We start from the raw sequence: 20,560 nt of genomic DNA, 5'->3' as shown, positions 1-20,560 counted from the left end.
GACACGAGTCTCCCTTTAGGCGCTAAGGGCCAGGTAGCGGTTCTTGATCGTTGGGTTGGCGCGAAAATCGGCGGCGCTGCCTTCATACACGACGCGGCCTTGTTCAAGCACGTAATGACGGTCGGCGAGCTTGTCGCAGACCATTAGATTTTGTTCCACCAGCAGTACTGGCAAGCCGTCATCCTTGATCTTGCGCAGGATCTTAACCAGCTCGTCGACGATGACCGGTGCCAGCCCCTCAGTGGGCTCATCAAGAATCAGCAGCTTGGGGTCATTGATCAGGGCGCGCGCGATGGCGAGCATTTGCTGCTCACCACCGGACAGCGCATGGCCAGCGTTTTTACGCCGCTCCTTAAGCCGTGGAAACATCCCGTAGACGTCCTCCAGCTGCCAGCGACTGGTTTTACGTTGGGCAATGCGCAAGTTTTCTTCAACGCTCAGCAGGCGGAAAATCCCGCGATGTTCCGGCACCAGCGCCAAACCTTCGCGGGCGATTTCGAAAATCTTACGGCCCACCATGTCTTGTCCGTTAAAGCGAATTTGCCCCTGACGGGGGCAGATAACCCCCAAGATACTGCGCAACGTGGTGGTCTTGCCCGCGCCGTTACGGCCCAGCAAGGTCACCAACTCGCCGGGGTTCACCTGCAGCGAGACGCCTTCAAGTACGTGGCTTTTGTCGTAATAAGAGTGGATGTTGTCGACGATTAGCATCAGGCGGCTTCTCCCAAGTAGGCGGTGCGCACACGTTCATCCGCGCGGACAAATTCAGGGCTGCCTTCGACCAGAATCTGGCCATGGCTCATCACCGTGATGCGTTGGCTAATGGACATAACAATGCTCATGTTGTGCTCGATCAGCAGCACCGTGTGATCACGGCCCAAGTCGCTTATCAGTTGAGTCATGATCGGAATATCGTCGATCCCCATGCCCGAGGTCGGCTCATCGAGCATCAACAGTTTGGGCTTGGAGCAAATCGACATACCGACCTCCAGTACCCGTTGCTGACCGTGGGACAACTCGCCAGCCAAGGTATTGGCGCGCGAGGTCAAGTGCAGGCGTTCCAGCACTTGGTCAGCCATGTCCCAGTGTTCGCGACGGCTGTCTACCCGGCGCCAGAAGTTCAATGCACTCAGCCCGTCACGGCCTTGTGCGGCAAGCCGCAAGTTTTCTCGCACACTCAGATTCTGGAACAAGCTGGTGAGTTGAAAAGAGCGAGCCATCCCCAGTGCAACTCGGCCATGAGACGGTTTTTTAATGATGTTTTTACCACCGAACAAAATTGCCCCGTCAGTGGCACGGCGTTCGCCAGTCAAGCAGTGAAAGAGACTGGTTTTACCCGCACCGTTAGGGCCGATTACGGTATGGATAGTGCCTTGCTCAACCTTTAGATTGACCCCGTTTACGGCGTTGAAAGCGCCATAGGATAACTTCAGGTTTTCGGTTTCTAGCAGGTAAGGGCTGCTTGCACTCATGGCTGTTGCTCCTGATTCGGGAGGCTGTTTTTGCGCGAGCCTTTGATGCGTTCGAAAACGCTGCTCAACCCGCCCCACAGGCCGCCGCGCATAAACACGACGATCACAATCAAAATGACCCCGAGCAGCATCAGCCAACGCGGCCACAGGTCAGACAAGAATTCACCCAGCAAAACAATGGACCCTGCGCCCAGCAACGATCCAAAGAGCGACCCTGTGCCGCCGACAATGGTCATGATCAGAATGTTTTCAGACATCATCAGGTCGATATTGGACAGCGGTACAAAGTGCAGCAGCATGCCGTACAGTGCCCCGGCAATACCGGTCACGGCGCCTGACAACATGAACACCAAGATCTTGAAGTGACGCGTGTCGTAGCCGATGGCCGTTGCACGGGTTTCATTCTCTCGGATGGCCATCAGCGTGCTGCCAAAGGGCGAGGTAATCACCCGGCGTGCGCCCATAAAAATCAGCAAAAACAACACCGCGACAAAACCGTAGAAGTAGCGCGCATCCGCCAGCGACAGCAAAACTGTATCGCCGATGCGAATTTCAGGCCGTGGCACGTCGAGCAAGCCATTGTCGCCGCCGGTCCAGCCGCTCAGGGTGTAGGTTAGGAAGTACGCCATCTGGCTGAATGCCAAGGTCAGCATCACAAAGTAGATACCCGTGCGGCGAATCGCCAAGGCACCCACCAAAAAGGCCAGTAAAGCACCAGCGATGGCTGCGCCCAACAGCGCGCTGAACAGCCCCCATTGCAGATGTATCATCAGCAAGGCCGCGCAATAGGAGCCTGCACCAAAGAAAATACCTTGGCCAAACGACAACAGCCCGGTGTAACCCAGTAACAAATTGCAGGCCAACGCGGCCATGGCGAAGATCAAGATTTCGGTGGCCAGTGTGGCCGACGGTAAGACCAGCGGTAGTACGATCAGCACGGCAATCACCAACAGCAGCATTGAGCGCGACTGAGTCTTGGCGAAGGGCAGGGGGTTTTTCTCGCTCATGTCAGGCTCTCCCAAACAGGCCGTAAGGACGCAGCAAAATCACTATGGCCATTGCGCCGTAGATCATTAGACTCGCGCCTTGGGGCCAGATAGTTGTCATCAGGCTTTGCACCACACCCACCAGCAGACCACCCACCAATGCGCCACTGAACGATCCCATGCCGCCGATCACCACCACCACGAAGGCTACGCCGAGAATCTCCGGGCCCACAAAAGGCTGAGCGCCGCGCAACGGCGCGAATAGCACACCGGCAATACCGGCCAGCCCTGCGCCTAGGGCGAAGGTCATGGAGAACAGGCGAAAGATGTTGGTGCCCAGCAACGACACGGTTTCAGTGCTTTCACTGCCAGCGCGTACCAACGCCCCAAAGCGTGTGCGCTCCAGCAGCAACCACAGGGCAAAGCCCACCAGCGCCGAGAACACAATCAGAAACAAGCGGTAGTAGGGGTACACAAAATCGCCAATTTCGACCACGCCGCGAAGCAATGGCGGGACCGCGACGCTTTTACCAACCGGCCCCCATATCATCACGCTGGCTTCTTGAATGATCAGTGCGATCCCCAGCGTCACTAGAATCTGAAACATGTGCGGCAGGTTATAAATTCGCTGAATCAGCACCCGCTCGATGATCCAGGCCAAGGCGGCAACCAGTAGGGGGGCAATCAGCAGCGACAGCCAAAAATTACCGGTGAGGCTGACCGCGGTGTAGCAGAGGTAGGCACCCAACAGGAAAAACGCGCCGTGGGCGAAGTTGACGAAGTTCAGCAGACCAAAAATGATGGTCAGCCCAACCGCAATCAGAAAGTAGATCATCCCCAGGCCTAGGCCATTGAGAATCTGAAACATATAAAGTTCGAGCATGCAGATACCCTCTGCAGGCGGTCGTGGTTGACCGGCTGCGTATAGCAAGCGCCAAATAATCGGGGGGTTAGCTGAGTACGCAGCCGGTGTCGGCAACCGGTGTAAACGACTGACCCGAACTGACAACCATCGCCAGATCGTCCTTGTCAGCCATTTCGCTCTCAGGTTTGCCTAACATCAGGTAGTAATCTTTGATCACTTGATGGTCACCGGCGCGGATTGTTTCTTTGCCGGTCGGACCTTCGTAGCTCAAGCCCTGCATGGCTTTTGCCACCGTCGGACCATCAAAGCTGCCAGTGGCGGCGATGGTGTCGAGCATGACTTTAGTGCTGATGTAATCGGCGGCTAGCGGGTAGTTGGGGTTAATACCGTATTTGGCCTGGGTCGCTTTGACCAGTTCGCGGTTGAGCGGGCTGTCCACTTGGTGCCAGTACTGCGCCCCAAGGTAAACACCCTCCAGCACATCACTGCCCAGCTCCTGAAATTGATCCAGCCCGGCCGACCACACCAGCAAAATCTTCATCCGTTCTTTCATGCCGAAATTCACGGCTTGGCGCAGCGCATTGTTGGATTGGCTGCCGAAGTTGAGCAGTACCAGCACGTCGGGTTTGGCTGAAATAGCGTTGGTTAAGTAGCCGGAAAACTCCTGCTCTTGTAGTGAGTGATAACTGTTGCCCACCAATTGCAAGCCATGTTCTTCAAGCACTTGGCGCGTGCCGTCGAGTAGCGCCTCGCCGAACACATACTGCGGGGTGATGGTGTACCAGCGTTTAGCCTCTGGCAGGCGTTTGATCAGCGGGACTAAGGTTTCGCGCACCGCGCCGTAAGTGGGCACCGACCAGCGAAATGTGGAGCTGTTGCAATCTTTGCCGGTCACTTCATCCGCCCCGACCGGGGTCATAAAAACACCTTGGGTTTTGTTGACTTCTTTCGCCACCGCCAAGGCTGAAGACGACAGCGTGCAGCCTTGGAAAAACCTCGCGCCGTCTTGGCCAATGGCTTCCTGAACCTTGCGTACTGCTTTGCCAGCATTACCTTCGGTGTCGATGACTTTGTAGTTCAACGGCCTGCCCAACAGCTGCGGATACTGCTCCACGGCCAAGCGCGAGCCCATGTCGGCAAACTTTCCATAACTGGCAAAGGCTCCAGACATGGACTTGAGGCCATAGAAGGTAAAAGGTTGTGCGGCGAAAGCTTGGCGTATGCCTAGCGGAAGGCTTAACGCACTGGCAGCAACCAGCCCGGCTTTCAACAAAGTACGACGTTGCATAGGGTAACTCCCTGGTTTAATTATTGGCAGGAGTAGCAATGGCAAACGGCGGATCAGGTCCTGTGAACAGGCCTTTTATTAGATAGAGCGACAGTACGTGCTAACACACGGTTATGATTTAACGGCTTAGTGAGAGTGATCGAACTCAAGCAAGAAGTGCGGGCTGACTTGGCCTTCTAAGGCGGTCATATGGTGCTCGGCGTCACACATATGCTCATGCATCAAACTGCGAACGTTGGCCTCATCCTCGGCGCGCAAAGCAATCAATAACTGCTTGTGATAATCAAGGTTGGCGGCATCGAACTGTTTGCGTTTTGGTTTGTAGGCTTTTTTCAGCACCACCAGATCGCGTAGTAAATCGTTGAGAAACTGCGCCATAAAGCTCAGCAGCGGGTTAGGGCAGGCGCCAGCCAACAGGTTATGGAATTCAATCTCGGCCAAGCGTTGCTCACGCTGGCCTTCTTCACTGTCTTCGGGCGCGCTGCAAAAATCCACATTGGCTTGCAGCGCCTGATAATCCTTAGCGCTTAAGCGGCCGATGACCGACACCGCCAACTCAACCTCAATGACCTTGCGCAGTTGATACACCTGCTCGCCGTCCAAATGCTGGAAGTGCAGATAATTGCGCAGTGCGCGGCTGGCCGGTTCGGTTCCAGCTTGATTTAGGTAAGCCCCACCGCTGGGCCCCGTGCGGGTGCTGACGAGCCCCTCGACCTCAAGCGCCTTGAGTGCTTCGCGCGCGGAGCCTTTGGAGCATTGAAAGCTCTCCATCAACTCACGCTCAGTGGGCAGGCGGTCGCCGGGTTTTAGCGCATCGGTCACAATTGAACGCTTCACCGATTCGACAATGACATCGGAGAGCTTCTGGCGTTTGCGGCGAATCGGGCGATTAAGCATCTGTTCTATTTATCGTATTAATGCGGATAAATAGTAATAAATAGACACGAACCTATTGAGTCAACCCTAGACGCTTAGAGGTGTCGCCTCCAGAGAAAAGGCGTCGCAAATGAGTATGGAGGGCAGTGGCTGACGAGGCGCAGGCCGACGATGAGCACCGTAGGGACGCCGCAAAGGATTGCTGAGCAACCCATCGCGGCCTCGTGGCTCGTCAGCGGCTACAGAGAAACTTTTTTCTACTTGGTTGAAACAATACTCGCCACTAGCTGTGGCTTGCAGTTTAGATACGCCGAAGATTTCAACCAACGTTGATCGGGATACCACGCAAACATGAACTGACCGTTCTTCAGGTTGTCAACCACTTGGCGCGCAACTTGAGGGCGTACGGCTGGACAACCCTGGCTGCGACCGATGCGCCCTTGGCTTTGGCTCCACAAAGGGTTCACATAGCTGGCCCCGTGAATCACGATATCGCGATCACGGGCCCGATCATTGATACCCGGCTCAAGACCGTCCATGCGCAGCGAATAGCCGTTTGCACCTTGGTAGCTTTCTTGAGTGCGAAACAGACCCAGACTGGACTGGAAGCTGCCCTCGCTGTTGGAAAACCGAGTAGCAAAGTTTTGACCGGAGTTTTGACCATGAGCCACAAGCTCACGCAGTACCAGCTTTTTGGCCTTTAAATCGAAAATCCATAAACGCTTAGCCGTTGATGGCATTGAATAGTCGATAACCGCTAAGTGCCGAGCTTTACTGGCCCCGTTGTTAACCGCGCATTGCATCGCGCTGAGGGCACTTTCAAGGACTTGAGGATTCAGTTCCGGAGCTGCCTGGGCAAGGCTGTTATAAAGCACCGGGGTAGAAGCATTGGCGGCGAACACTGGGCTGCAGACAGAACCCAGGGACGCGGCGACCAAAAACAGTCGTCGCAAAAAAATCAGCATATTAAGAGAGTTTCCACAGTAAATAGACTTATGACATTGCGCTGATCCAAGGGCAGCTGCGATTTAGATGCTAGCCTGACTGTATAGCGCGACAAGCATCATGGTGACCCTCACACAAAGGCCACGGACTGGAGTTAAGCAGTTGATCAAAAAACACGCATGTTACTTCACCCTTGCCCTGCTCGCAGCGCCACTGGTCGCGCGGGCGGATGACCTGCCCGTCGAGCCGTTAGGCATGGTGCAAGTGACACTGACTCAACTGCCACAAGCCTGCCCAACCTTAGCCAGCCGTATCAACGAACCTGCGCAGGCGTTACTGCAAGCTTTTTACCAGAGCCAGAACTACCAGCCAATTTGGGCTGACAAAGAGCGTCTGGCAGCCTTTAAAGCCGCTTTGCCCAGTCTTGCAGACGACGGCCTTGACCCTCTGAACTACCCATTGCCCGAGCCTAAAGACCTGTGCGCCGATATCGAAATCAGTCGCCAATATCTGCAGGCTCTACAAGACCTGCACTACGGTCGCTTGCCGCAAGCCCGTTTCGAACCGGTGTGGCATGCCAATGAGGTCACGCCAGACAGAACCCCGATTCTTTCGATCGCGCAGTTGGGGCTGAACAACATTGACCAAGGGTTTGCACAGGCGCGCCCTGGGTTTGAGCTGTATAAGAACTTGCGTCACGTGTATGCCCAGCAACGCCTGCAACCGTTGCCGATTTGGCCAACCGTACCGGACGGCCCCGTGCTACGCCCTGGCATGCAAGACTCGCGAGTCCCAGTGCTGGTTCAGCGGCTGCGGGGCGAAGGGTACTTGGATCACTCATTTGCGCCCCTCGATAACCTCTATAGCAATGAGCTTGTTTCAGCCATCAAAGGCTTTCAGCTCAACCATTCATTACAGGCCGATGGCATCCTTGGCGCCGGTACGTTGAAAGAGCTGAATGTGAGCCCTGAAGTTCGCCGCGAGCAATTGAGAATAAACTTGGAGCGCTTTCGCTGGATGGCTCAGGATTTCGAGCCGTCGATGCTGCTGGTGAATGTGCCTGCTGCGAAATTGACCGTCTACGAAAATGGCGCTCCGGTGTGGCAAACCCGAACTCAAGTAGGGCGGCCTGATCGTCAAACGCCATTACTCAAGTCACGGGTAACGCGTTTGACCCTAAATCCGACCTGGACCATTCCGCCAACCATTTTTAAAGAAGACAAACTGCCGCAAATTCGCCGCGATGCGTCTTTTTTGAGCCGCCATGACCTGCAAGTCATCGACAGCAATGGCCAGCCGTTATCGCCACAAAGTATTGATTGGGATCGTCCCGGCAATATCCTGTTGCGCCAAGGCGCCGGGCCCAGAAACCCGCTGGGCAAAATTGTGCTGCGTTTCCCGAATCCGTTCTCTGTGTACTTGCACGACACGCCAAGCCAAGCGTTGTTCAGCAAAGGCCCGCGGGCTTTTAGTTCAGGCTGTGTGCGGGTTGAGTCGGTGTTCCAACTGCGTGATGTGCTGGTAACACCCGCCGAAAAAAATCGCACCGAAGACTTGCTCAGCACGGGTAAAACCCATGAATTTCGCCTGTCTGACCCTAAGCCAATCTTGATGACTTACTGGACGGCGCAAGCCGACGCTGCTGGCAATGTGATCTACACGCCGGACATCTACAGCCGTGACCAGGCCCTAATAAAAGCACTGGCCAATAAGCGTTAGTCGCGGTCACTATTTACCACTCATCCCTGCTGAGAATAAAACCATGACGTGTTGGCCTGACTCACGCTTTATCGACTTGCTCGGTATCAGCGCTCCCATCATTCAGGCGCCCATGCTGGGTGCTGGTGTTGACGTCATGATGGGTGTAGCCAAGGCGGGCGGTTTGGGCTCTTTGGCGTGCGCCACCTTGAGCCTGGAAGCTATTCGCGAAGAGGTGGCGACGTTTCGAGCGGCTAGCGATCAACCTTTCAATCTCAATTTCTTCTGCCATCAAGCGCCCGAGTACGACGAGGCTCAGATACAGCGTTGGAAGTCCCTGTTTAAAGCCTATTATCAAGAGTTGGACGCCGACTATGACGCGCCAACGCCGATCTCGAGTCGGGCGCCTTTTGATGAGGCCACCTGTGCGCTGATCGAGGAACTGCGTCCACCTGTGGTGAGCTTTCACTTTGGCTTGCCTGCGCAAGAGTGGGTCGCTCGAGTCAAAGCCACCGGTGCAAAGATTCTTAGCTCGGCGACTACCGTAGAAGAGGCGCAGTGGCTCGAAATGAATGGCTGCGATGGCGTTATTGCCATGGGTAGCGAAGCTGGAGGTCATCGGGCGATGTTTTTAACCCGTGAGCTGAACAGCCAAATCGGCACCTTCGCGTTGGTCCCGCAAATCGCGGATGCTGTCTCGGTGCCAGTGATTGCGGCTGGCGCAATTGCTGATGCACGCGGTATTGCGGCAGCCTTTGCGCTGGGCGCCAGTGCCGTTCAAATAGGTACTGCGTATCTGTTTTGCCCGCAGGCTAAGATCTCCAAGCCCCATCATCGGGCGCTGCGCGAGGCCAATGCCAGCGATACGGCGCTGACTAATCTGTTCACCGGCAGACCGGCTCGCGGCATTGTTAATCGGGTGATGCGTGAGGTCGGGCCGATAAACCCGCAGGCTCCAGAATTTCCGTTGGCAGGCGGGGTACTGCTTCCATTGAAAGCTAAATCCGAGCCTTCGGGTTCTGATGATTTCATCAACTTGTGGGCAGGTCAGGCGTTCCCTTTAAGCCCAGGGCGTATGGCTGAGCTGTCATCGTTTGAGCTGACTCGTAAACTGATTGACGATTACGCTGCACGCGCCGCAAAAAACGCAGAGTAACTTTGTAGGAGCGAGCTTGCTCGCGATCTTTTGATCTTAAACAGATCGCGAGACAAGCTAACGCCGGCAAGGGCTAATCGCCCTTGCTATGGGTTAAATGCAGCAACACGTAGTCGTTTTTATCGAACCGTCCGCTTAATGCCGGAACAGTGTTGCCCAGTGGGGTGCCTTGCATTCCTTGGTAATCCTTACGATCCATCACGATCCACGCTGGAGCCTCTATGGCGGCTAATTCAACGGCTGAAGGGGTGAATACTGGCAGCAAATCACGATCTACGTTGACCATAAATTTAATGGCCTTAGCGTCTTTGGCCATGCCATGCAATACCAACGGGGCCGGGGCTTGGTCGATCAGGTGCATGGCGTTCACGGTGAAATCTCGTGTGTTGTATGCGTTTTGCTCAGCGGGTTCGAGCACCACAATGGCGCTGCTCCACATCGCCACTACTGCACAAACGCCCAAGCCAACAGCGCGCACCCGGGCGTTGAATAATAGCCCTAACGCGACCACTTGCAGCGCCCCGAGCACACTGTAGATCGTGTTCAGCGGCGGCAATTCATCCGCGAAACGCTTGCTTGCAACGATCAAGCCTGCGATGAGCAGAGCGGGCATTACCAATAAAATGACCTGAATCATCACGCGTAGACACGCAAACGCTCGACCTTGCATGCCCATGAATGGATACGCAGCAATAATCGCGGCCATGGGTAGCATGGGCAGCAAGTAACGGGCTTTCTTCGCTTGTGGGATCGACAGGCCGATCATCACGATCAACCCTGCCGCCGCGCAGTACTTAACCAGATGCAAGGCGGGGCTCGACGGTTTGCGCCCTGCGATCAGGGTGACCGCCAAGACCAGCACGGCTAAAGGGTAGGCGAGGGCATAGTTACCCATGGAGCTAGTGAAGTAATAGAACGTGCTACTGGCACCTTCAGAGCCGTCGATACGCCCCGTGACTTGCATGCGAATCACGTCTTGTACAAAGGCTTGCCCGCCACTTATCCACGCGAGCAACAGCAGCAGTCCGATGCACAGCACTAATAACAACAAAGCCTGTAAGCCCACGCTGATCATGCGCCGCCATTGGCCGCTTAGTAGCCAGTAACTGCACAGCATGCCCGTGGGAATGACCAAACCAATGGGGCCGCGAATGGCAAAGCCCAGTACCAGTAACACCAGCAGCCAAAAATGTCGGCGCGGCGCGCCAAAATGATCGTGGGCATAGGCTAGGTAGAACACGCCTAAGCTGACCGCTGCGAGCATCTGGTCCAGTGACACAGCGCGGGTTTCGGTGATGAACGTCGCACTCATCAACAGCAACACAATACTGAGCAAGGCCCATGTGGTGGACTGTGGAGCCACTAAACGGTAGATCAGCGTCACGATGGTTGCACTGGCAATTGCCGTGGGCAGCCAAGCGGTGAGGCTGTTGACCTCGCCGAACGGCAACGACAGTAACCAGATAAACAGCGTCGTGGTGGCGTTATAGTCGGCGTAAGGTTGGCCGTAAGTGGTGGGAAAAAAACTCGGACCGTGGCGCAGCATTTCTTTGGCAAACATCACAAAGCGCGAATCAAACCCAATCGCGGCCTGGTGAATATCACCCACACTAAACAGCAATAATGTCAGCGCACCCAGTAGCAGGGACTGTCGGTGCAACGCGCGTAAAACGCTGGGAGAAGAGAACGCCGGCATGTCGAGTTTCCTTGACTCAATAGACAGACACATACCCACCGCTGGCGCGGTAGCTTCTTAAGACGTAGGCAAAAAAAACGCCGCCATTGTTGTCAATGGCGGCGTTGTTGGTGGCTTATGGGGCTGTTGAACCCTGAGATACCGGCAAGTTACACGACTCGCCACGGCCCATCGGGAAGTACTGCAAGCCCAGGCGGCTCAGGCGCTCGCCGTCGTATAAGTTGCGACCGTCGAAAATTACCGGGGTTTTAAGGCGTTGTTTGATCAGATCAAAGTCTGGCGCTTTGAACTGCTGCCACTCCGTGCACACGATCAAGGCATCGGCGCCTTGGAGGGTGGACTCCGGGGTGCCCATCAGGCTCAAGCGTGGTTCATCGCCGTACAAACGTTGGGTTTCTTGCATCGCTTCGGGGTCGAAAGCACGTACGTCTGCGCCTGCCGCCCACAATGCTTGCATCAATACGCGACTCGGAGCATCGCGCATGTCGTCGGTGTTGGGTTTGAATGCTAAGCCCCACAAGGCAAAGGTTTTACCTTTGAGGTCGCCTTTGAAGAAGGCATTAATGCGATCAAACAATTTGTGTTTCTGGCGTTCGTTAATGGCTTCAACGGCTTGCAGCAGATCACTGGAGCAATTGACTTGCTGAGCGCTGTGGATCAGTGCGCGCATATCTTTAGGGAAGCACGAACCGCCATAGCCACAGCCAGGGTAGATGAAGTGGTAACCAATGCGGGTGTCAGCACCGATGCCTAAACGTACCGACTCAATATCAGCGCCTAAGTGTTCGGCCAGTTCGGCGATCTGATTGATAAAGCTGATTTTGGTCGCCAGCATGCAGTTAGCCGCGTACTTGGTCAGCTCTGCGCTGCGCAAGTCCATGTTGATGATGCGGTCGTGGTTGCGGTTGAACGGTGCGTACAGGTCACGCATGACGTCGCGGACTTCGTCACGCTCACAGCCAATGATGATGCGGTCGGGGCGGCGGCAGTCGCTGACGGCTGAGCCTTCTTTAAGAAACTCGGGGTTGGAGACAACGTCGAACTGCAACGAGCGCTCACTTTGGCTCAGGGCGTTATTGATGTGCGCAGTCAGAGCATCACCGGTGCCCACGGGTACGGTGGATTTTTCGACCAAAATCACCGGCTCAACGCGGTGGCGGGCAACCGCGTCACCCACTGAGAATACTGCTTTGAGGTCTGCCGAGCCGTCCTCGCTGGGCGGGGTGCCCACTGCGATAAAGAGCACTTGGCCATGTTCAACAGCCGTTTTTTCGTCGCTGGTGAAGCGCAGACGTTTGCTTTCAAGGTTTTCACGCACCAGGTTGGAAAGCCCCGGTTCGAAAATGCTGACGTGACCTTGCTGTAACAGCTCGACCTTTTTCTGATCAATGTCCATGCAAATCACGTCGTGGCCGACTTCTGCCAATACCGTTGCCTGCACCAGGCCCACATAACCGCTACCGAATACACTGATTTTCATGCGCTGTTCCTGGAACTTGGGGTACGTCGAGAGTTGATCGTCAGCACCCCCAGAATGACCAAGGCCACTCCTAGGGTTTTTGAAAAGGTGAAGCTTTCATGGAAGACCGGCAAGCTGGCGGCCAGCAGATAAACGAGCGCGTAGCTAAAGCTGAGCAGCGAGTATGCTCGCCCCAGTGGCAAGTCGCGCAAGGCCAGCAGCCAGCAGAGCATCGACAGCGCATACGCCATGATGGAAGCGAATACGACTGCCAGCGCGGCTAATGAAACATCCCCTTGGCTGATTGCGTTCAGCCATTGGCTGGGTTCTGGCAAGCGCGTCATGCTCCAGCGCATGCCCAATTGAGCACCGCTGACCAGCAGCACACTGCCTGAAGCAAAAATAAAACCACGGCCCAGGCTCATGCGTGTTGCCCTAACAGAACCACACCGGCAATCACCAAGCCCACACCACACCAATGGCGCAGGTCGATGTTTTCTTTAAACAGGTACCTTGCGACCAAGGTAATCAATACGAAATTGAGGCTGAGCATTGGATAGGCGATGCTCACTTCAAGCCGTTGCAATACCAGTAACCACACCAGCAACCCTAGACCCAGACAAAGCAAGGCCAGCCACAGCCAGGGGGAGCGCAGTTTTAGTGCGATCCCCGACTCAAGCCCACGCCAGCTTTCGACGGCGTACTTCTGGGCCACTTGGCCTGCGCAGGTCAGTAGGCAGGCCAATAACAACAGGGTGATGGTCATGGAGTGGTCTGCGGGTAGATCAAGATCACCATGTTGCCTTCGTCAAACCGCTGAGCATCTTTGGGCAGCATGTCCATTTCATGGCTTTCATCGCTGTCCTTGACCCGCATGACTACACCCACGGGCCCTTTAAGACGTGCCGCTGCGACCCACGGCTGAACTTCTTCAAGACCAATGGTCTTGCCTTGGGCATCTTCATAACCCAAACCGTATTTAACTTCGCCACGGGTGTTGTACAGCGTGACGTCAGGGCGACGAAGACGCCAAGACAGTGCTGAAGCCGCGCCCAGATCATTACTCAACAAGGCCGTTGCCGGCTCCAGTGCTTCAAGATGATGCAGGACAAACTGATCTGGCATTTTGTTGTGAACAACGCTGGTTGGCATGCTGGCGGGTAAAACCAGAACCAGAACGCCCATAGCGATGGCCGGCGCCGCCCACATTTTTACCGGGCGTGTCATGGCCAGCAGGCCAGTCACGACCCAGGTCAGCAACACCACGATCAGCAGTGTCATGTGCAGCGTTTCGTTGTCGTAGAACGGTTTTTTGATCTGGAAGAAGATCAAGGCCAACAAACCCACCGCACCCATCAACAGCACGACCAGGCCATTCAAGCGCAACGACAAGGTTTTGACCTGCTCAACGCGCTGAATCAAGGTATGACCCAGTAGCAGAGCCAACGGCAACATGCACGGCATGATGTAGGTCGGCAGTTTGCCTTTGCTCAAACTAAATAACGCCAGTGGCAACAACAACCACATCAGCATAAAGACCACGCTGACATGGCGCTTTTGCTTCCAAGCATCTTTGAAGGTGGCCGGTAGCAGCGCAGCCCACGGCAAGCTGGACACCACCATCAGCGGCAAGTAGAACCACCAAGGGCGACCGTGCTGCGCGTCTTCACCGGCAAAGCGGCGAATATGCTCGTGCCAGAAGAAGAAACGCCAGTAATCCGGCTCTTGCGCGTGAACAGCCAACACCCACGGCAACGACACCAGCAATGCAACCAGCATGGCGACCAGGCCATATTTGACCAGTTCCAAAAAGCGCTTTTGCCAGATCATGTAGGGCAGGGCGATCAGTACCGGCAGTAGCAAGGCCAAAAAGCCCTTGGTCATAAAGCCCATGCCGCAGGCGAAGCCCAGTAGAATCCAGCTCAACAGGCGTTGGCGGGCGTGCTGGGTGTCGACTGCAAACCACAGCGCTACCAAGCTCAGGTTGACCCAAAAGGTGAACTGCGGGTCAAGGTTGGAGTAGCCAGCCTGACCGGCAATCAGGCCGAAGGTCATGTACACCAGTGCGCAGGCAAAGCTTTTGCGCGGGTCATTCCACAGGCGGCGGGCGACCAGATAAGCCAGCAGAACGCTCAGCCCCGTGGCAATTGCCGAGGCAATACGCACGCCAAATAGGTTTTCACCAAAGATGGCTTGGCCGATAGCTATCATCCAGTAACCGGCAATCGGCTTCTCGAAGTAGCGAATATCCATGAAGTGCGGGGTAACCCAGTTACCGTCTATGAGGATTTGTTGGCCGATTTGCGCATAACGCGTTTCGTCCGGAATCCATAGACCGTGGGTCCCCAGAGGTAACAGGTAAAAGGCGATAAAGCCCAGCACCAGCAACGGGATCATCCAACGTTGGGTCATGGCTTTTGCACTCCCAACCAGCCTTCGCGGCCTTCCAGTACGCCGCGGCTCAATTGGCCAGCGGGCAGGTCATTGAGGTCGGCGGGAAGCAAGTCCCGCAGGGGTTGAAAGTGAATGTCGCGGGCACGGGCCTGCGTCAGCAATTGACGAAAGTCATTGGCCATTAGAATCCCTTCTACTTCTGCATGGATGGTGTACGCATTCAGCTTTTGTGGGCTGAAGCGATCAAGAATGTATGCGTTGAAGTCGGCAGCGCTGAGCTCAGGGCCGACGACTTCATCAAATGTGGGCAAATCCACAGGGATTTGCGGCGCACCCAGCCTGCCATCAGCCAATCTGGGCCGAAACAGACTGTGCCCGCGGCAATCGCTGTTGTAACGAAAGCCAAAGGTTTCTTTGGCTTGGACTACGCGCTCATCTGCGCGCCAACCCGCTGCCGCCGAACATTCGACAGGCTGCCCAGTGATGTCGCTCAGCGTGTCAACACCCCGTCGAATCTGCTCAATCAGTTGCGCTTGGCTCCAACGACCGGTGTTGGCTTGCCAACCGTGATGATCCCACGCGTGCAAGCCAACCTCGTGGCCCGCGGCCAAGGTCTGACGCATTAAATGCCCCAGATCCTTGCCGATCGGTTTACCCGGCCAAGCGGTTCCTGCCAGCAAAATATCCCAGCCATACAGACTGGCCGCTTTGGAGCGCATCATTTTCCAAAAGAACTGAGGCTTGATCAGGCGCCATAAATGGCGACCCATGTTGTCTGGCCCCACACTGAAGAAAAAAGTCGCTTTAACGCCTGCTTCCTCGAGCAATTCGAGTAACCGAGGCACCCCTTCACGGGTGCCTCGGTAGGTATCGACATCAATACGTAGTCCTGCTTGCATTAACGTTTTTCCGCGATTTCAACCATGGCTTCACGCAGGAAGAAATCCAGAGTTTTACCAATGGTTTCGCTCAGTTCCGTGGTTGGCGTCCAGTCGATCAAGCGACGTGCGTTTTCAACGCTTGGTTTACGGTGGCTAACGTCTTGATAGCCGGTGCCGTAGAACGACTGGCTTTCAACATCACGGAAACCAGCAAACGGCGGGAAGTTGTCACGCAGCGGGTGCGCTTCGAACTGACGCAGCAGCTCTTCGCCCAATTCACGAATGCTCGCTTCGTTTTCTGGGTTACCGATGTTGATGATTTGGCCGTCACACTTGCCGTCTTTGTTATCAATGATGCGTGCCAGGGCTTCAATGCCGTCGGCCACGTCAGTGAAGCAACGCTTCTGTGCGCCACCGTCAACCAGACGGATTGGGGTGCCTTCCACAAGGTGCAAGATCAGTTGGGTGATTGCACGCGAGCTGCCCACACGCGCCGAGTCCAGACGGTCAAGACGCGGGCCCATCCAGTTGAATGGACGGAACAGGGTGAACTTCAGGCCCTTGGTGCCGTAAGCCCAGATCACGCGGTCAAGCAGTTGCTTGGACACGGAGTAGATCCAGCGCTGCTTGTTGATGGGGCCAACAACCAGGTTGGAGGTGTCTTCGTCGAAGTTCTGATCTTGGCACATGCCATACACTTCGGACGTAGACGGGAAAATCACGCGCTTGTTGTACTTGACGCAGTAACGAACCAGCTTCAGGTTTTCTTCGAAGTCCAGTTCGAATACGCGCAGTGGGTTACGGGTGTATTCGATCGGCGTTGCGATGGCCACCAGCGGCAAGATCACGTCGCACTTCTTGATGTGGTACTCGATCCACTCGGTGTGGATGCTGATGTCGCCTTCCACGAAGTGGAAGTTTGGGTGGCTGCGCAGGCGGTCGATGGCGTCGGAGCCGATGTCCAGGCCATACACTTCGTAGCGATCGTCTTGCAACAGACGCTCGGACAAGTGGTTACCAATAAAGCCGTTAACACCCAGAATCAGCACGCGGGTGCGGCGAGCGGGACGCCCGGATTCGCTGCCACGCAGGCGTGAACCTTCAACCAGACCCAATTCGCGAGCCAGTTGCGGGCCGCTTAGGTACAAACCGTTTTCGTTGCGCTGGCCAGCCGTAATGACCAAAGAGTCCTTGCCGCAAGCAATGCGCAGCGGGTCGCAGCTGATAACGTTGCCCGGTGCTTGGCCTTCATTGCCAGCAACCACTTCGCTGCTCCACACAATCAGTTTGTGCTCACCGACAGCGCAGAACGCGCCTGGATACGGCTGGGTAACAGCGCGTACTAGGTTGAACAGCTCCTCAGCTGGGCGAGCCCACTGCAGCAAGCCGTCAGCGGGGGTGCGACGACCAAAGTAAGTGGCTTTGGATTCGTCTTGCGCGGTTTCTTTGAGCGTCCCCTCAGGCAGTACTGGCAGCGTTTCGGCCAGAAGCTTAGCCGCGGTGTCGCGCAGTTTTGCGTGCAGGCTCAGAGCGGTGTCGCTGCGCTCAATGCTGATGCGTTCTTGAGCGACGATGTCACCGGCATCAGCGCGCTTAACCATACGGTGCAGAGTCACGCCGGTTTCGGTTTCGCCGTTGACCAGCACCCAATTGGCCGGGGCGCGACCACGGTAGCGCGGCAGTAGCGAACCGTGCAGGTTGAAAGCACCTTTGCTGACGCTGTTCAGCAGCTCTTCACCTAACAGGTTGCGGTAATAGAACGAGAAGATGTAATCGGCATTCAGCTTACGAATCCGCTCGATCCACAGTGGGTGGTTAGCATCTTCAGGGGCGTGCACCGCAATGCCTTTGCGCGCACAGAGTTGGGCCACAGATCCGTAGAAGTTATTTTCCGAGGGGTCGTCAGCATGGGTAAACACGGCAGCAATTTCATAGCCTGCATTAAGCAGACCTTCGATGCCTGTGCAGCCAATATCGTGATAGGCGAAAACAACGGCTTTCAAACTCATGGTTAGACCTGTGTCGAAGTAGAAGAAGACGAGTTGCAAGTTGCAGCAGTAACTGTCGCAGGTTCGGCGCGAACGATTTTCTCGATGAAGAATCGTGGCCGGGCACGCACATCGCTGTACATGCGTCCTAAGTATTCACCCAGCAAACCCATGCCAATGAATTGGCCGCCAGTAAATACAAACAGCACGGCAAACAGTACGAAAGTACCGTCGCCAGCCCACGTAGCCCCGAAAATCAATCGCAGTACGATCAGCAAAATCGCGAAAATAACCCCTAGTAGGGCCATGCTGAAGCCGATGATGCTAAGCAAGCGCAACGGGGTGGTGGTCATGCAAGTGATCAAGTCAAACATTAAATTGATCAAACGCATCGGGCTGTATTTCGAGTCGCCGTGTTCGCGTTCAGCGTGCTGGACCAACACCTCGGTGGTGTGGCGAGCAAAACTATTGGCGAGAATCGGGATGAAAGTGCTGCGCTCACGGCAGGCGAGCATGGCGTCGACGATTGAGCGCCGATAGGCACGCAACATGCAGCCATAGTCGCTCATGGCAACGCCGGTAGAGCGCTGAACCGCTAAGTTGATCAGGCGTGAAGGCCAGCGGCGCCAAGCGGAGTCTTGACGGTTATTGCGCACGGTGCCGACCACGTCATAGCCCAAGGCTGCCTGGGCGACCAAGCGCGGGATTTCTTCTGGAGGGTTTTGTAAGTCCGCGTCCAGCGTGATAACGACATCACCCTTGGAATTCTCAAAGCCAGCCATGATCGCGGCATGCTGACCGTAGTTGCGATTGAGGATAACCGCCACGACCGAGCTGCCTTCACGCTCAGCGGCCTCTTGCAGAATTTGCGCCGATTTATCTCGGCTGCCATCGTCGACCAGTACGATTTCGTAAGATTGGGTTAGCTGCGCGCAGGCCGCCTCTGTACGTCGAAGCAGCTCTGGCAGGCTTTGTTCTTCGTTGTAGACCGGAATGACGATCGACACGCACTGGATAGGGTAGGGTTTCAAAGTATTGTTCGTTCCAGTCAGTTTCTATGGTTCACGATGACTCGTCTGTAAAGTCTGCCTGTTCAGGCGCCCTCATAGACTACGCCCACAGGCATTAAAGCCTAAAACTGGCGAAGGTAAAGTCATTGAGCCACGTTATCTACATGATTTTTCTTACAAACTATTTGGAAAAATCCCCAAAGCAGGTGCCTACGTTAAACGCAGAGGTGTAAAAAACCTATGAAAGTTAAAGCAAAAGGCCATATTTTCTATTGCCTGGACAGGTTTGATTCAGAAAACCCAAGTAGCGCTAGGGCTACGGCTTTATTAGCTGAGGGGTAGGCGTCACGCAGGGGGAATCAAGAATGAAGCTTTTGCGATTTTAAACAATGACCTAGATCAGTGATTAAACATAAAAGGACTTTTTTTAACGCTAGAAACCCCCTGCGCCAACCCGTCGATCTGTGATGCAGATCACACAGGAGGGCGCCGATAGGGATTTTTAGTTCAATCCTAACTTGCCGCGTAAGGTCGATAAGTCTTCGGCCAAGGTATTAACCGGACCGATCAGCGCCTTACGATCGTTGTCTTTTACCTTGTCGTAGGTTTCAAAACCGCCGTCTTTTGTCTTGTATTTGGCCAAAATGTCGTTAACGGTTGCGAAGTTCTTATCAACTTTGTCGACAAACGTTTTGTCGTTTGCCGAGATTTGCGGGCGCAACAGATCAAAAATTTTCTTGGCGCCGTCTACGTTGCCCTGAAAGTCATATAAGTCGGTGTGGCTGTAACGATCTTCTTCGCCGGAGATCTTGGTGGCAGCGACTTCCTCCATCAACGCGGCGGCACCACCAACGACTTTCTCAGGCGGGAAGGTTATATCGGCAACCCGGGCTTGCAAGTCTTTAACGTCGGCGTTGAGTTTGTCCGCTAGCGGCTCTAAGCCTTTAGTGCTGTTCTCAGAGAAAAGGCTGTATTCGATGCGATGAAACCCAGTGAAATTCTCAGCGTTCACGCCTTTTTCATGATCATCAACCCGCGAGTCAATAGACGCGTCGAGGTCACTGAACAGCTCAGCAATCGGCTCAATCGACTCGTAATGAATGCGGGTTGGGGCGTATAGCTGCTTGGCCGTGGCCAGGTCGCCATTTTTAATAGCATCGGTGAAGCGCTGAGTGTCTTGCGCCAGCGTGTCGATTTCTTCAGTGACGTAGATCTTGTAGTCAGAAATAGGCTGCACCAAGTCCAATGGTGCAGTCGCCGCGAATACCGAGAGCGGGGCATGAAGCAAACCTAAAGCGATAAACAGGGCGAGCGACATCTTTTTCATGGGGCTTTTCCGGTGTGTATGTGAGGTGGGTTGAGGTCGCAATCATGTACGGGTCAGCGGTAAGGCAGCATTGAGCAAAGAGCGGCCAATGAAGTCTTGATTGTTGCGTACGCCGGGTAGAGTGAAGAAGTAGCCCCCACCAATAGGTTTGAGATATTCCTCCAGAGGCTCGCCATTTAGCCGGGTTTGAACCGCGATAAAGCCGTTGTCTAAGTTGTTCTGATAGCAAATGAACAGTAAGCCCATATCCAGCTGGCCGTTCTTGTTGACGCCGTTCGAGTAGTTGAACGGGCGGCGCAAAATTAAATTTTTTTGGCTTTCAGCGGTACGCGGGTTGGCCAAACGGATGTGGGCATCGAGCTTGGTGACTTTACCTTCAGGGTCTTTGCTGTAATTGGGCGTATCGGTTTCGTGCTGGCCATCCATCGGCGCGCCGGTGGCCTTGTTGCGGCCAAAGATGCTTTGTTGCTCTTGCAGCGGCGTTCGGTCCCAGCGCTCGACGAAGTTACGAATGATTCG

General features: G+C 55.0%; 19 protein-coding genes. 2 read left to right on the top strand and 17 right to left on the bottom strand.

What is annotated here, in order from left to right; all coding sequences use genetic code 11:
• Positions 1-15: 15 nt before the first annotated feature.
• From AQS70_RS20835 to AQS70_RS20805, 7 genes are all read right to left on the bottom strand, one after another.
• Positions 16-711: an ABC transporter ATP-binding protein gene (locus AQS70_RS20835; protein WP_055104629.1), complete on the bottom strand. Its 696-nt coding sequence runs from the start codon at positions 709-711 to the stop codon at positions 16-18.
• A complete protein-coding gene (locus AQS70_RS20830; protein WP_055104628.1) occupies positions 711-1,472 on the bottom strand; it encodes an ABC transporter ATP-binding protein in 762 nt (253 codons plus the stop codon). The genes AQS70_RS20835 and AQS70_RS20830 overlap by 1 nt, the downstream gene beginning before the upstream one ends.
• Entirely contained in the window at positions 1,469-2,479 is a 1,011-nt protein-coding gene (locus tag AQS70_RS20825; RefSeq protein ID WP_055104627.1) for a branched-chain amino acid ABC transporter permease, read from the bottom strand. The genes AQS70_RS20830 and AQS70_RS20825 overlap by 4 nt, the downstream gene beginning before the upstream one ends.
• A 1-nt stretch (position 2,480) precedes the next feature.
• Positions 2,481-3,341, bottom strand: coding sequence for a branched-chain amino acid ABC transporter permease (locus tag AQS70_RS20820; RefSeq protein ID WP_055104626.1), 861 nt, complete (start codon positions 3,339-3,341; stop codon positions 2,481-2,483).
• Between the two features lie 67 nt (positions 3,342-3,408).
• Complete coding sequence (locus AQS70_RS20815; protein ID WP_055104625.1) at positions 3,409-4,611, bottom strand: ABC transporter substrate-binding protein; 1,203 nt, start codon at positions 4,609-4,611, stop codon at positions 3,409-3,411.
• Between the two features lie 126 nt (positions 4,612-4,737).
• Entirely contained in the window at positions 4,738-5,508 is a 771-nt protein-coding gene (locus tag AQS70_RS20810) for a FadR/GntR family transcriptional regulator (RefSeq protein WP_055104624.1), read from the bottom strand.
• 236 nt (positions 5,509-5,744) lie between these two features.
• Complete coding sequence (locus tag AQS70_RS20805) at positions 5,745-6,452, bottom strand: murein L,D-transpeptidase catalytic domain family protein (protein ID WP_055104623.1); 708 nt, start codon at positions 6,450-6,452, stop codon at positions 5,745-5,747.
• Positions 6,453-6,594: 142 nt separating this feature from the next.
• Here AQS70_RS20805 and AQS70_RS20800 point away from each other — a divergent pair, with 142 nt between their 5' ends.
• The gene (locus AQS70_RS20800) at positions 6,595-8,151 is read left to right on the top strand and encodes a L,D-transpeptidase family protein (RefSeq protein ID WP_055104622.1); all 1,557 of its coding nucleotides are present in this window, start codon (positions 6,595-6,597) and stop codon (positions 8,149-8,151) included.
• 43 nt (positions 8,152-8,194) lie between these two features.
• Entirely contained in the window at positions 8,195-9,286 is a 1,092-nt protein-coding gene (locus tag AQS70_RS20795) for an NAD(P)H-dependent flavin oxidoreductase (protein WP_055104621.1), read from the top strand.
• A gap of 73 nt (positions 9,287-9,359) precedes the next feature.
• Here AQS70_RS20795 and AQS70_RS20790 read toward each other — a convergent pair whose 3' ends face one another.
• The 10 genes from AQS70_RS20790 to AQS70_RS20745 all read right to left on the bottom strand — a co-directional run.
• Positions 9,360-10,982 (bottom strand): ArnT family glycosyltransferase, encoded by a 1,623-nt coding sequence (locus AQS70_RS20790; protein ID WP_055104620.1) that lies wholly within the window; start codon positions 10,980-10,982, stop codon positions 9,360-9,362.
• A 115-nt stretch (positions 10,983-11,097) separates the two neighbouring features.
• Positions 11,098-12,462, bottom strand: a complete 1,365-nt coding sequence (locus AQS70_RS20785; RefSeq protein ID WP_055104619.1) for a UDP-glucose dehydrogenase family protein — start codon at positions 12,460-12,462, stop codon at positions 11,098-11,100.
• Complete coding sequence (arnF, locus tag AQS70_RS20780; RefSeq protein ID WP_055104618.1) at positions 12,459-12,866, bottom strand: 4-amino-4-deoxy-L-arabinose-phosphoundecaprenol flippase subunit ArnF; 408 nt, start codon at positions 12,864-12,866, stop codon at positions 12,459-12,461. Before arnF ends, AQS70_RS20785 begins: the two co-directional genes overlap by 4 nt.
• On the bottom strand, positions 12,863-13,207 hold the full coding sequence (arnE, locus tag AQS70_RS20775; protein WP_055104617.1) for a 4-amino-4-deoxy-L-arabinose-phosphoundecaprenol flippase subunit ArnE: 345 nt from the start codon (positions 13,205-13,207) through the stop codon (positions 12,863-12,865). The genes arnF and arnE overlap by 4 nt, the downstream gene beginning before the upstream one ends.
• Positions 13,204-14,853 (bottom strand): lipid IV(A) 4-amino-4-deoxy-L-arabinosyltransferase, encoded by a 1,650-nt coding sequence (gene arnT / locus AQS70_RS20770; protein ID WP_055104616.1) that lies wholly within the window; start codon positions 14,851-14,853, stop codon positions 13,204-13,206. Before arnT ends, arnE begins: the two co-directional genes overlap by 4 nt.
• Positions 14,850-15,734 carry a 4-deoxy-4-formamido-L-arabinose-phosphoundecaprenol deformylase gene (gene arnD, locus AQS70_RS20765; RefSeq protein WP_055104615.1) on the bottom strand — a complete coding sequence of 295 codons (885 nt, stop codon included), beginning with the start codon at positions 15,732-15,734 and terminating at the stop codon, positions 14,850-14,852. The genes arnT and arnD overlap by 4 nt, the downstream gene beginning before the upstream one ends.
• On the bottom strand, positions 15,734-17,725 hold the full coding sequence (gene arnA, locus AQS70_RS20760; RefSeq protein ID WP_055104614.1) for a bifunctional UDP-4-amino-4-deoxy-L-arabinose formyltransferase/UDP-glucuronic acid oxidase ArnA: 1,992 nt from the start codon (positions 17,723-17,725) through the stop codon (positions 15,734-15,736). The genes arnD and arnA overlap by 1 nt, the downstream gene beginning before the upstream one ends.
• Before the next feature lie 2 nt (positions 17,726-17,727).
• Complete coding sequence (gene arnC, locus AQS70_RS20755) at positions 17,728-18,735, bottom strand: undecaprenyl-phosphate 4-deoxy-4-formamido-L-arabinose transferase (RefSeq protein ID WP_055104613.1); 1,008 nt, start codon at positions 18,733-18,735, stop codon at positions 17,728-17,730.
• A gap of 481 nt (positions 18,736-19,216) precedes the next feature.
• On the bottom strand, positions 19,217-20,041 hold the full coding sequence (gene efeO, locus AQS70_RS20750) for an iron uptake system protein EfeO (RefSeq protein WP_055104612.1): 825 nt from the start codon (positions 20,039-20,041) through the stop codon (positions 19,217-19,219).
• Between the two features lie 42 nt (positions 20,042-20,083).
• Positions 20,084-20,560: Dyp-type peroxidase (locus AQS70_RS20745; RefSeq protein WP_156355246.1), on the bottom strand; the 477-nt coding region annotated here is incomplete at its 5' end.

The organism is Pseudomonas endophytica, assembly GCF_001411475.1.
Classification (GTDB): Bacteria; Pseudomonadota; Gammaproteobacteria; order Pseudomonadales; family Pseudomonadaceae; genus Aquipseudomonas; species Aquipseudomonas endophytica.
Note: the sequence above shows the minus strand (reverse complement) of the source record. Positions and strands in the feature narration are given on the sequence as shown.

Bases quoted from the DNA above. Each gene is read 5' to 3' on its own strand.
- AQS70_RS20820 (WP_055104626.1), bottom strand. From the start codon at position 3,341: ATGCTCGAACTTTATATGTTTCAGATTCTCAATGGCCTAGGCCTGGGG.
- AQS70_RS20810 (WP_055104624.1), bottom strand. From the start codon at position 5,508: ATGCTTAATCGCCCGATTCGCCGCAAACGCCAGAAGCTCTCCGATGTC.
- efeO (WP_055104612.1), bottom strand. From the start codon at position 20,041: ATGAAAAAGATGTCGCTCGCCCTGTTTATCGCTTTAGGTTTGCTTCAT.
- AQS70_RS20830 (WP_055104628.1), bottom strand. From the start codon at position 1,472: ATGAGTGCAAGCAGCCCTTACCTGCTAGAAACCGAAAACCTGAAGTTA.
- arnT (WP_055104616.1), bottom strand. From the start codon at position 14,853: ATGACCCAACGTTGGATGATCCCGTTGCTGGTGCTGGGCTTTATCGCC.
- AQS70_RS20825 (WP_055104627.1), bottom strand. From the start codon at position 2,479: ATGAGCGAGAAAAACCCCCTGCCCTTCGCCAAGACTCAGTCGCGCTCA.
- AQS70_RS20795 (WP_055104621.1), top strand. From the start codon at position 8,195: ATGACGTGTTGGCCTGACTCACGCTTTATCGACTTGCTCGGTATCAGC.
- AQS70_RS20790 (WP_055104620.1), bottom strand. From the start codon at position 10,982: ATGCCGGCGTTCTCTTCTCCCAGCGTTTTACGCGCGTTGCACCGACAG.
- arnF (WP_055104618.1), bottom strand. From the start codon at position 12,866: ATGAGCCTGGGCCGTGGTTTTATTTTTGCTTCAGGCAGTGTGCTGCTG.
- AQS70_RS20835 (WP_055104629.1), bottom strand. From the start codon at position 711: ATGCTAATCGTCGACAACATCCACTCTTATTACGACAAAAGCCACGTA.
- AQS70_RS20815 (WP_055104625.1), bottom strand. From the start codon at position 4,611: ATGCAACGTCGTACTTTGTTGAAAGCCGGGCTGGTTGCTGCCAGTGCG.
- AQS70_RS20785 (WP_055104619.1), bottom strand. From the start codon at position 12,462: ATGAAAATCAGTGTATTCGGTAGCGGTTATGTGGGCCTGGTGCAGGCA.
- AQS70_RS20805 (WP_055104623.1), bottom strand. From the start codon at position 6,452: ATGCTGATTTTTTTGCGACGACTGTTTTTGGTCGCCGCGTCCCTGGGT.
- arnE (WP_055104617.1), bottom strand. From the start codon at position 13,207: ATGACCATCACCCTGTTGTTATTGGCCTGCCTACTGACCTGCGCAGGC.
- arnA (WP_055104614.1), bottom strand. From the start codon at position 17,725: ATGAGTTTGAAAGCCGTTGTTTTCGCCTATCACGATATTGGCTGCACA.
- arnD (WP_055104615.1), bottom strand. From the start codon at position 15,734: ATGCAAGCAGGACTACGTATTGATGTCGATACCTACCGAGGCACCCGT.